The sequence below is a fragment of the Kamptonema sp. PCC 6506 genome (assembly GCF_000180455.1).
Taxonomy (GTDB): Bacteria; Cyanobacteriota; Cyanobacteriia; order Cyanobacteriales; family Microcoleaceae; genus Kamptonema; species Kamptonema formosum.
Genome location: NZ_CACA01000316.1, coordinates 59,203 through 71,675, shown reverse-complemented (window position 1 = coordinate 71,675; position 12,473 = coordinate 59,203). Strand labels below are relative to the sequence as shown.

4 protein-coding genes and 1 CRISPR repeat array (1 of these 5 running past the window's edge) are annotated in these 12,473 nt (G+C 47.2%); of the genes, 2 read left to right on the top strand and 2 right to left on the bottom strand.

Features of this window, described 5'->3' with window-relative positions:
* Window positions 1–362, bottom strand: a 362-nt coding sequence (locus OSCI_RS20430; RefSeq protein ID WP_019487048.1) for a DUF3110 domain-containing protein, incomplete at its 3' end; no start/stop codon positions are given.
* Window positions 363–798: 436 nt separating this feature from the next.
* Between OSCI_RS20430 and OSCI_RS20425 the strand changes: the two genes are divergently transcribed.
* On the top strand, window positions 799–7,068 hold the full coding sequence (locus tag OSCI_RS20425; RefSeq protein ID WP_007357025.1) for a translocation/assembly module TamB domain-containing protein: 6,270 nt from the start codon (window positions 799–801) through the stop codon (window positions 7,066–7,068).
* 239 nt (window positions 7,069–7,307) lie between these two features.
* Here the strand turns inward: OSCI_RS20425 and OSCI_RS20420 are convergent, their stop codons facing one another.
* Complete coding sequence (locus OSCI_RS20420; protein ID WP_007357024.1) at window positions 7,308–8,675, bottom strand: lipid-A-disaccharide synthase-related protein; 1,368 nt, start codon at window positions 8,673–8,675, stop codon at window positions 7,308–7,310.
* Window positions 8,676–9,011: 336 nt separating this feature from the next.
* Between OSCI_RS20420 and OSCI_RS20415 the strand changes: the two genes are divergently transcribed.
* A complete protein-coding gene (locus OSCI_RS20415; protein WP_007357023.1) occupies window positions 9,012–10,769 on the top strand; it encodes a serine/threonine protein kinase in 1,758 nt (585 codons plus the stop codon).
* 149 nt (window positions 10,770–10,918) lie between these two features.
* Window positions 10,919–12,473: direct repeats of the CRISPR family, unit length 37 nt; unit sequence GTTTCAATCCCTAATAGGGATTTGGTTTAATTGCGGC; it runs 114 nt beyond the window's last position.

The following is a 12,473-nucleotide window of genomic DNA, read 5'->3' as shown; positions in this document are numbered from 1 at the left end:
CATAAAAGTCCTTCTAGCCGGCGACGAATAGCGTCAAGTTCGTTGATGGGCATTTCCGAATCCTTATTCTCTCCCTCCTGCCAGTCAGTCTGTTCTACATTACTTTCGGGTGGAATAGCCAGAGCCCCCGCCGGGATCAGCTCCCAGTCATAATCAACACTATCGCAAAACTCCTTGATCTCTTCATCTTCGAGCGATTCCACCACAGGCGTAGGGAAATCCTGAGCCTCCAACATCACACCAAAGCGCTCAGCGTCGTCTTCCGACTCAAACATCAGCACCTTATTGCGATCGCCGATTTGTATAGTATGGATTCCCTCATTCTCCGTTCGAGCATTAAACAGTAAGACGAACACTCGCATAAGTTTCTTACATCCTCAGTTACCACCGTTTTTTATATTAAAGGCGATCGGCAATAATTGATGGGGAGAGCGGAAAAGAGCGATCGCGTCTTTATTGAAAAAAATCATACCTATGTTGAGTTTGTTGAAGGCGTTAGTCTGTGTTTAGATTGAGTTTGGTCAAGGTTCCTCGACTGAACCTGACTTTGTAAAGGAGTGTCTATATCTTAAGTAAACAGAGTGAAGACACTCATAGCAAATGCCAAGCTCGTTAGGACGTTCTGATTTCCTGAAACCCTTAATGCTATTCTCTTCTTTCCCTAGCCCCTAGCCCCTAGTCCCTAGCCCCTTCTTCCCCTAGCCCTGAGCATCGTAGTCCCTAGCCCCTTCTTCCCCTAGCCCCTAGCCCCTAGCCCCTAGCCCCTTCTTCCCTAGCTATAGCTCTTCTGTTGCAAGCATGACGAATCCTAACATCGACAATCAACCAGAACCCCGTCCCTCCCGCCGCAGATGGCGGCCGCTAATTTTGAGCGGCATAGGATTGGGAATTGTTACTATAACTGGGGCCTTGGTGGCAGTTTGGTGGATACAGGAAGAGTTAGCACCCCTAGTTGAGACTGAAATTAGCCAACTCTTGAAGCGACCGGTTAAAGTCGGGCGGTTGGAAAGATTTTCTCTGACTGGTTTACGCTTTGGTCGCTCATCCATACCAGCAACTCCTACCGATCCCGACAACGCCTCTGCTGAAGCCGTCGAAGTCCAATTTTCTCTTGGGCATCTGATCTTCAGACGCATCCTGAAGCTAAACGTCAATTTAATCAACTCCAATGCCTACATAGAGCAAGACGCTAAGGGCAAGTGGATTAATATCGAGACTGCTAAAGACCGGGAAGGGGGCATAATTAAAACCGAAATCGACACTATCGGGGTTGAAAACGCCAATGCTGTACTCGTACCCTCTCCAGCAGTAGGACAGAAAACTTCAGCCCCGATTTCGGTGAAGCTCAAAGATGGTAACGCTCAAATTCGCGAACAAAATCAGCGAATTCTCTACGAACTTAACGGTCAATTCGTTACCAGTGGCAATTTCCGAGTTAAGGCAGACTCGCTATTACCAACAGGTGAAACTAATGTGCTATTACAAGGGCAAAATCTACCTGTTTCTGAACTAGCACGTTTGCTGAAAGCTCCTGCAATTAGCTTGGTTAGGGGTCAAGGTAGTGGTAATTTAACGGTCAGTTTGCGACAAAATAAATTATCAGATATCACTGGTATAGCTAGCTTTCAGGGTGTGGAGGCGATTGTTAATCCTTTAAAACAACCGCTGAAGAATACTACGGGTCAAGTGCGGTTTAAGGAAGGTGCGATCGCGATAGATAATCTCAGTACCAACTACAGTCAGATTCCGATTAAAATCGCAGGTACGCTTCAAACTGGGCCTAACTTTGACTTGACACGAACTAAGTTTAATTTAGCTACTAATATTCAGCCTGTAACTGTTGCGGTGTTGCTGAATGCAGCTAATAAAGAACTCTCCAAGCCTTTACAATTGCCAATTCCTGTAGCGGGGGAAGTGAAACTAGAAGGTAAACTCACTGGGGATCTTTCTCAACCTCTGTTTTTAGGCGCGATCGCAACTACAAAACCAGTTCAACTCGATCGCCTCCAATTTAGCAATATCAGCACTCGCTTTGCAGTAGAAAGAGGAAGAGGGGGAGCGGGGGAGCGGGGGAGCGGGGGAGCGGGGGTGCAGGGGAGCGGGGGTGCAGAGGGTGCTAAATCCTCCCCATCCTCCCCATCTTTCCCCTCCTCTCTGGTTGTATCTTTGAGCGATATTCGGGTAACGCCAAGTGCTGGGGGTGATATTACTGGTAAAGGTCAAGTTGATATAGCTTTGGGAGAGGGCAATTTGCGATCGGGGCTGGTGCTGGATTTGGCAGCTAAGGATTTGCCAGCAGATGCGATCGCAGAAATTTACCAAGTTTCTCTTCCACCGGAAGTCGCGATCGGCAATATCTCCGCTAATGCTCAGATTTTTGGGCCGCTTGATAATATCCAGGGCCGAGTGCAATGGCAAGCACCACAAGCTACATATCCGGCGACTGGCGAAATTCGGATCGCGCGATCGGCGGTAGGTTTGCAGAATGTGGCGCTGAGTATCGCTGGGGGTACTGTGAATGTTAGCGGTGTTTTGAATAATGGCCGTTGGCAAGCCTTGGTGGGAGGCGATCGCGTCGATCTCAATCTTTTGCGGCAAGAGATACCGTCACTGTCAATACCTGCTGATTTAGAGGGGCTTGTGAGCGGCCGCGTGCTGGCTGCGGGAACTTTGGATAATTTGAACCTAAATGCGATCGCAGCTAGGGTAATCGGCACTTTAACCACTGCTGGAGGGACGATCGATGGTAGAGGGGTATTGGATAAAGGGCAATGGCAAGGGATTGCGGAGTCAGAGACGATCGCGATCGCCTCTCTGGCCGATTTGGGATTGCCAATTTTAAATGCTGTTAACCCCGAAGCTACTAATCTGAAAGCTCAACTGCAAAATCTGCAAACCCTAGATGGGCGGGTATCCGGGCAAATTCGAGTAGCCGGGCCTGTGGAGAATGTGAATTTGAATGCGATCGCGGCTGATGCTAAAGGGCGGATTACGGTCGCTGGGGGTACTGTTAATGCCAGTGGTAAACTGGAATCTGGGCGTTGGCTAGGAGTTGCAGACGCAAACGCGATCGCACTCAACCCGATTATTAATGCTGGACTGCCCTTTATCGATGGGACTGACCCCCAAGCCAACAATCTTAGGGCTCAACTGCAAAATTTGCAAACCCTGAACGGGCGTATTACCGGGCAAATTCGAGCCGCCGGGCCTTTGAATAACTTGACTTTGAATGCGATCGCGGCTGATGGCAATGGACGCATTGCTGTGGCTGGCGGTACTCTCAATCTCAGAGGCGAACTAGGTGGGGGCAGATGGCAGGGAGTTGCAGGGGCAAATGCGATCGCGCTCAATCCTATTATTAACGCTGGATTGCCATTTGTAAATAGCAATATCAAAGCTCAACTGCAAAATTTGCAATCCCTAAACGGGCGATTAACAGGTCAATTGCAAGCAGCGGGCCCCTTAGAAAATTTAACGGCAAATGCGATAACTGCCTTTGCCAATGGGCGAATTGTTACTAATCAATTAGGCGAAATTTTAGCTCAAGGTAAATTAGAACAAAGCAATTGGCAAGCATTCCTTGAAACCAATAATTTACCTCTGAACCGTTTAGAACAACCCTTAAAACAAGCAGGATTGCTAACCGCCGACCTACCATCAGAAATAGACGGAGTTTTAGATGGGAGAGTACGCCTATCTGGGAATTTGAATAACTTAAGTGGTAACGCAATTGTTGCTAACGGTGAAGGTCAACTCAGACTCAATGATGGCGGTGGGATTGTCAATGCCAGAGGTCAATTAACTGGTGGTAATTGGCGAGCAAATATTGGGGGAGATCGAATTGCATTAAGTCGCTTTCAAGAAGTGTGGTTAGCGCAAACTTCGCGCTTGCGAGCCCAAGGCTTAATTAGTCAAGCCCAAAACTTACCGTTACTCGGAGGACTTTTCAACGGTCAAATTAACTTATCTGGCCCCTTAGCTGTTGTCCCCCAAGCAATTCGCGCTGCTGGCCGTTTCCAAGTATCAGAATTGCCTTTTCTCAATCAACCGTTTGCGGCTGTATTTAACTGGGATGGTAAACGAGTCGAAGTTGAGAATGCTGTCAGTCCGGGATTGAGCGCCAATGGATTTTTTGGTGTAGAATTTGAAGGGAAAGGATTACCTTCGATTTCTAATTTAGATTTTAATGTCAAACTCTCCAATTTTGACTTAGAATCTTTACCAATTCCCACACCGGCGGCCTTAGAAAATGTAAGTAGCCCGACTTTAGTAGCAGGAAGGGCTGATTTTGTAGGGCGGGTTTCTGGTACTCTTGCCGATCTGAATTTAGTTGGCGATTTGCGATTGCGCGACTTGGCGGTAAATAAGGTAGAATTTGAGCCGGTCATGTTGGGTACTGTGAATGGAGGATTAGGGCGAGGATTAGACTTAAATTTAGCGGGGCAACAAGACCGAATTCAGATAGCTTTAGATCGGACTTATTTGCCAACATCATTTTTAATTCGGCGTGGAGATGCGATCGCCAGCGGTCGTACTCAAGGTGATATTCTGCGAGTTAATCTCGAACAGTTTCCTCTGGCTACTTTGAACTTGACACCCGCCAAGGATCGAGGGTTAGGGCCGATAACTGGTTTGGCTTCGGGCCAAATTAATATACCGGGTTGGAAAATGCCGCTAAATGTGGCTAACTTGCAAGCATCGGGACAAATCGCGATCGCCCAACCTGCGATCGGTTACATTAGAGCTGACAATTTCCAAGGCCAATTTAACTATGCTAATGGTGTTGCTAGCCTGATTAACGGTGAATTGCGACTAAGACAAAGCCAATACCTAATTTCGGGAACAGTTAAGACTGGTGATAATCCCGAATTTGCAGGCAAAATTAACGCCAAGCAAGGCAATTTGCAAGATATCCTAGTGGCGTTGCAATATTTCAACCTCAGCGATATTGCACGCGGCTTAAAACCTCCCGTTTATGGGACGGCGGCGGATGTGCAAACGGTGGCTGTGGGGATGCCAGATGCTCCTTTAATCGAGCAATTGCGCCGTTTTGCAGAAATTCAAGCCCTGTTACAACAACAGCGTGAGGCTCAAGCATCCTCGAAAATACCGCCTTTATCGTCATTGCAAGGGAATTTCAGCGGTGAAATCTCTGTCGCGGGTTCTTTGCGGACGGGCGTACAAGCTCAGTTTAACCTTGCGGGGAATGATTGGCGCTGGGGAAATTATGTTGCCGAACAGTTCAGCGTTGAGGGCAGTTTTCAAGACGGTACTTTGACTGTTTTGCCACTGCGAATTAAATCTGGCGAGACGCTGATCGGCTTTTCGGGGCAAATTGGGCAACAAGGACAGTCAGGCCAGTTGCGCGTGAGAAATGTCCCAGTAGAGGAGTTGGCGAAAATTGTCGAATTGCCTTATGTGGATGTTACTGGCAATCTCAATCTCAGAGCAACGATCGCCGGTACTTTGGACAATCCGCAGGCGATTGGGGAACTGAGTTTGGTTAACGGTACGATCAATACTGAGCCGATTGAGAATGCTGAAGGTAGTTTTAGCTATACTAATGCTCGTCTCAATTTCAGTGGTGTTGCTTTAGTGACTTCTGATGAACCGATAACTGTACAGGGAAGTTTACCTTTTGAGTTGCCTTTTGCGGCGGTGAAGGCCGATAGCGACCAAATTGCCTTGAATGTGAATCTCAAAAATGAGGGGTTGGCGATTATTAATGTCCTCACGCCGCAAATTGCTTGGGTTGACGGTAAGGGACAGGTACAACTCAAGGTAGGTGGGACTTTACAAAGTCCAGCGGCGGAAGGAATTGCAGTTTTTGAGAATGCGACGGTACGAGCACGGGCTTTTCCTGACCCGCTGACGGGGTTGACGGGAATTGTGCGGTTTGAGGGCGATCGCATTCGTGTTGAAGGCTTACAAGGGCAGTTAAGTCAGGGTAAGGTAACGGCGGTAGGGACAATACCGCTGGTAATCCCTCTGGGTGAGGGCGATCGCGATCGGGCAAATCCGCTAACAGTCGCTTTGGATAAGTTGTCTTTGAATCTGAAGGGACTTTACAGAGGTGGGGCCAACGGTCAAATTATTGTAGGGGGAACGGCATTGAGGCCGTCTTTGGGCGGTAATATTGACCTTTCTAACGGTCAGGTATTTCTCCCTGGTTCTGGTAGTGGTACAACGCTGGTATCGACAACGGGAGGGGGATCGCAGTCCTTTGAGGTAGGGTTGGATAATCTGCGGTTGAATTTGGGTAAGGGAGTCCAGGTAACGAGTCCGCCGATATTGAGTTTTCTGGCAAGTGGGGGTTTAACTGTAAATGGGACGCTGGATGATTTGCGGCCCCAGGGTACGATTAAGCTAACATCGGGGGCGGTGAATTTGTTTACTACCCAATTCCGCCTCGATCGCGGCTACCCGCAAACTGCAACTTTTATACCATCTCAAGGGCTAGACCCAACGCTGGACGTGCGTTTGGTGACATCAGTACCAGAGGTAACGCGGTTTGTAACGCCGACTTCGGCTTTGTCTTCGGAGATCGCGGATAATCCCACTGGGATTAATTCTGGCAGGGTACGAAGCATCCGCATTCAAGCTTTAGCCCAAGGAAGGGCTTCTCAGTTGGCGGAGAATATTGAGTTACGGAGTTCTCCCAGTCGTTCGGAAACGGAAATTGTGGCTTTGTTGGGTGGCAGTTTTGTGCAGACTTTGGGGGCTGGAGATAGTACCCTAGCGATCGCTAATTTAGCGGGTGCGGGTTTATTTAGTAATCTTCAATCTGCGGTAACGAATGCTACGGGGTTAACTGAGTTTCGCCTATTTCCTACTAGGATTAGAAGCGAAGAAGGGAGAAGTTCTTCTTCGTCTACTTTGGGTATAGGTTTGGAGGTCGGTCTTGATATTACCCGCAATGTTTCTGCTTCCGTAATTCGCGTACTCGCGCCGAATCAGCCTACTGAATTTACTCTCCGCTATCGCTTGAGTGATGAGGTTTTATTGCGCGGTTCAACTAATTTTCAAGGCGATAATCGGGCAACTGTTGAATATGAAGTGAGGTTTTAGTATAGCAGAAGGCAGGAGGATTAACACACTCGAATTGAGAGATATAATATCAGTTACCAAAAATAATATAACATTCGGAGAGTGACAGAAGAGGGCTATGAGAGTTGAAACCAGCTCAGACGAATTATGAGTTCGTTACCTCCCCGATCGGGCAAGGTTGCGATCGCACCGAGAATGAAACCGCCCTGCCCCTCTTCCCCTAGCCCCTATTTTCCCCTCTCTTCCCTAGCCCCTAGCCCCTAGCCCCTAGCCCCTAGCCCCTTCTTCTCAAGCAAACAAGCAGAAATTCGCCTAGCGGCTCCTGGTTCTCCCATGCGACGCAAGCCATTTTCAGCAATGAGTTGCAATCGATCGGGATCGCGGAGTAAAGATTGAATTACACTAGGAACTTCTGCTGGATGCTTAACTAAAATTAGCGATGGCCCTAACAGGCGACTTTGAGCTTCAGCAAAAGCATAAGTAAACTGGGGGCCACTTCCGGGAATTGCGATCGCAGGTTTTCCTAAACCAACAAATTGCTCAGTTGCAGTTCCCGCCATCGCGATCGCGAAATCTCCTTGATTCAAACAATCGCTAAAACTTTGCTGAGTCAAAATTAGCGACGCATTTCTATTCTTAAATGCCATCGGTAATTTAGGTTTTGGTATTGGTAACTTAGGATTAGCTACAGGTAATTGTAAAATACTCCCTTGCTCTCCTGCTCCTCTGCTTCCCCTCTCTCGTACTCCTCCCCCTTCCTGCTCCCAGCCAGAGGATTCCAGAGGAGGACATAAAGCTTCTAAACTTAAGTTAGGAGCGATCGCGCCCAAAAAGAGCAAATGGCGATCGCGAAAAACTTCTACCACCTTCGCTACCGCCTGAACAATTAACTCCCAATTGGCATAAGCTTCTGGTGCTCTCGAACCAGGTAAGAGTACGATAACTAGCGATCGCTGTTTCTCCCGGATTTCCATATCACCCCCGTAAAAGGCTGGCTCAGCATTTTCTGAGAGCAAATCATCCATCATCGGATTGCCCAAATTGTAGGCTGGAATCCGAAACCGTTGCAAAGTCTCAGCCGTCAGCGCATCCCTGGGAAAAACAGCCTGACAGCGCCTCCTACTCATCAACCAGCGCTCCCAAGGCAAGTAAACCGATCCCGACCACCCCTCCCAACGCTGTACCCGCGATCGACGCGGTAGGGGCCCCTCCTCGTCTCGCAAATAATATTCCGATTTGGCTGTTCCCACGAAAGCGTAGGGAACACCGCTCAACCAGGCAAATAATAGTGGGACAATATCTCCGACTGCTAAGATCGATCCACCCTGTTTTGCCCAAGCACGTATAGTTTTAAACTGAGCTAGGGTTAATTGTAATAAGCCGGAATTGACATCGCGCACCAATTGGCGGCCATCCATGTAAATGAACCCTCCCGAAGGCATCCGCTGTACGGGGCCGATAATGGGGACATTTTCTAATTGAGAGTAAGCTTGTCCTTCGCCGACTAAAGGTAAGACGGCTAATTCTGGTGGATGAGGATGTTTTTGTAGTTCCCGTAAGATGCGAACGGCGATCGCATCTTCACCATGACCATTACTAAGGCAGAGTAACTTTAATTTCGTATTCACTAATAATATTCTCCTATATTTTATGAAGTATATCTCAATCTCGAACTATCTAAATATTTTAGGACTTACGCACTTTAACAGTGTAGCGAGGATTGGGGATTGCTTCGCTACGTTCGCAATGACAGAAATAGGTTCAAGACTGGGTAAGTCTGGTATTTGTCATTGTGCTAAATACTTGTCATTGCCAGCCTTGCGAAGTAATCTTAAAACCTTGTCATTGCTTCCCTTCGGTCGCAATGACAGATTTAGGACTTACTATTGTGAAGGTCAATACAATAGAGGAATATAACGCAGAAAGCTAGAGTATTAATCGATTTAGAATTTAGGATTTTAAGGATGGATGTATTAATCGGTAAAACGTTACAAGGCGGTAAGTATACTCTAGAACAGGAACTAGGGCGAGGTGGTTTTGGCATTACTTTCAGGGCGACTCATCAATATTTGGGACAGCCTGTAGTTGTGAAAACTCTGAATGAGTCTTTGCGACAACATCCTAATTTTGCTGAATTTCAGGCTAAATTTCAAGATGAGGCGAGAAGGTTGGCTTTGTGCTCTCACCCAAATATTGTCAGAGTCAGCGACTTTTTTGTTGAGGATGGGTTGCCTTTTATGGTCATGGATTACATTCCTGGCCAGACTTTAGCAGATGTAGTTTTTCCTAACAACCCGCTAGCGGAAGCGATCGCAATTCATTATATCTGCCAAGTTGGGGCCGCCTTAAAAGTAGTCCATCAAAATGGTTTACTCCACCGCGATATTAAGCCTCAAAATATCATTTTGCGCCAAGGTACGACGGATGTAGTGTTGATTGATTTTGGGATTGCGCGAGAATTTACCCCAGGGGTGACGCAAGCTCATACCAATATGGTATCAGAAGGCTACGCGCCGATGGAGCAGTACCTCCGCCAAGGTAAACCGACGGCGGCGACGGATGTTTACGGTTTGGCGGCGACGCTTTACACGCTGTTGACGGCGCAAGTACCGGTGCCGGCAACTTTGCGAAATCAGCAACCGATGCCTGCGCCTCGCGACTTACAACCGCAGTTAAGTCCCGGTGTGAATCAGGCGGTGATGCGGGGGATGGCGGTGGAGGTTCAATATCGACCGTCTAGCGTGGATGAGTGGCTGTCAATGTTGCCTGCTGGGGCTGTAAATTCGCCTGTGAGTGCTGCTAATTCGTCGAGTACGGGGCCGACGGTGGCTGTGATTCCGCAGCATCCTAATTCGATTTCAGGGGGGGCTACGGCTGCATCTGGGGTAACGGCAAGACCTCAGAAAAGTGGGTGTAAGGTTTTTGCTGTTTGGGGGTTAGTGGCGATCGCAGCTATTTTAGCAGGTGTTGTGGGTTTTGCTGCGGTTTTGATTAATAGCTGGACTTCGCGATCGCCTGACTCTGGTAGTGTTAAGGAACGCCCTAGTCCGGTTGTTGAGGAAAGAAAACGCGATCGGTCTAAACCAACTCCTACTCCTGATGTTACGCCAACTCCTGGTGCGATCGTCACGCCGCCGCCTGTAATTGAAACTCCATCGCCAATTGTTGAATCTCCAACGCCAACACCGATAATCATCCCCACACCTATCCCCATCCCAACACCGCAGGAATCACCTATTGAGGAACCAATAGATCCCCAATTGCCACCTTCACCGCAACCGCAACCCTCGGAAAATCCAGCGACGAGTTATCAGATACCGAGAGTACCTGGGTTTCCTGTGGGTACGTCAGAAAGTCAGGTGATCGGAGAATTGGGACAACCAACTAAGATTAAAAATAGAGGTTTTTGGCCAAATACTCGCACGGCAACTTATGAATTGCTGCCGAATCAAATTACTTTAGGCTATATTTACGATCGCGATTCTGGGAAATTGCGCCAAACTGAGGTATCTTTTGCTCAATCTGTGGATGATTTGGTGATGCGAACTACTTTAAATGGGATGTTAGGTGGGGCAAATAATGAAATTATGGAGGGTTTTAGGTCGGTAGAGCAGCGGAGAACGGATCGCTTTGATTTTAGCAAAGATGGTCTTAAAGGTGAGATTGCTCGCAACGATAGCGATCGCATTTATATCGGTGTTTGGGATCGAGATTTGCACTAATTGGTAATTGGTAATTGGTAATTGGTAATTAAGCACGCTGAGGCTAGAAACCGGGTTTCTTCGTAAATCTCTGGTTGAGAAACTAAGGATTTTTCACAGAAACCCGGTTTCTTGTTTCTTTGCGTAGTCCTAATTTCAATTGCAGTTTGGTTTCAATCCCTAATAGGGATTTGGTTTAATTGCGGCTGGTTGAATAATTTGGGAACCTTCAACCCGCTTAAGTGTTTCAATCCCTAATAGGGATTTGGTTTAATTGCGGCTCTGTTGGTATCGGCTCAGATTTTAGGAATTAGCATGTTTCAATCCCTAATAGGGATTTGGTTTAATTGCGGCGTGTTGGTGGAATTTTTGCTGATTTTCTTAAGCAGGTTTCAATCCCTAATAGGGATTTGGTTTAATTGCGGCTCGAGCTTCCGAATCTTCTGATTTGAGAAAATATGCTGGTTTCAATCCCTAATAGGGATTTGGTTTAATTGCGGCTTCACTGAGCCTATCGAAGCCTAAGTAAGAAAGGTTTCAATCCCTAATAGGGATTTGGTTTAATTGCGGCGGGTGTTGTTATTAGTATGTCTGGTAGGCGAATTTACTGTTTCAATCCCTAATAGGGATTTGGTTTAATTGCGGCCTCGCTAGTTGTGAGCGATCGCATTTACCACCGGAAATGTTTCAATCCCTAATAGGGATTTGGTTTAATTGCGGCCGTGAGCGCGGTCGCTACAAGAAAGTGCGGAAGCGTCCAAAGTTTCAATCCCTAATAGGGATTTGGTTTAATTGCGGCGCTTCGGCTACGCCGCCACAAAGGAAGATGGCGGGTTTCAATCCCTAATAGGGATTTGGTTTAATTGCGGCCGGTGCGGCTGCGACACCAAGGCGGTATACCAAGCAGCTAAGGTTTCAATCCCTAATAGGGATTTGGTTTAATTGCGGCTCTCGCGGCCGTGTTGGGTCAGGGCATGACAAGCAAGTTTCAATCCCTAATAGGGATTTGGTTTAATTGCGGCAGTGCAATTTCCTCTTTACTTTTACGTAACTCTTCGTTTCAATCCCTAATAGGGATTTGGTTTAATTGCGGCTGTAAATTCTGAATTTGCTGCTGTAAGTTCTGGTTTCAATCCCTAATAGGGATTTGGTTTAATTGCGGCGAAGGCTTTCAATAGTATTTAGGATTCTAGCCATTATAGTTTCAATCCCTAATAGGGATTTGGTTTAATTGCGGCGCGCTAAATCGACTCTTTAATTCTAGCAAACCAATTGATTGTTTCAATCCCTAATAGGGATTTGGTTTAATTGCGGCGATTTATGCTTCCGCTTCTGTTGCCCACGAAGGACGTTTCAATCCCTAATAGGGATTTGGTTTAATTGCGGCTTCTCCTTAATTAACTACACCATCGATGATGCTCGTTTCAATCCCTAATAGGGATTTGGTTTAATTGCGGCGTAAGACGATCCGATCCTGGATTTATGGATTTTGGAAACGTTTCAATCCCTAATAGGGATTTGGTTTAATTGCGGCAGCCGGGTATTTCTTTGCTGAAAAGTGGTGGCTGGACTATCGTTTCAATCCCTAATAGGGATTTGGTTTAATTGCGGCCGTACTGGGGGCTTTTTCGCGATCCGATAGCGATCGTTTCAATCCCTAATAGGGATTTGGTTTAATTGCGGCTTTGAGGGAGCTGCATCTGCACCTTTTGCGGCTAATTTGTG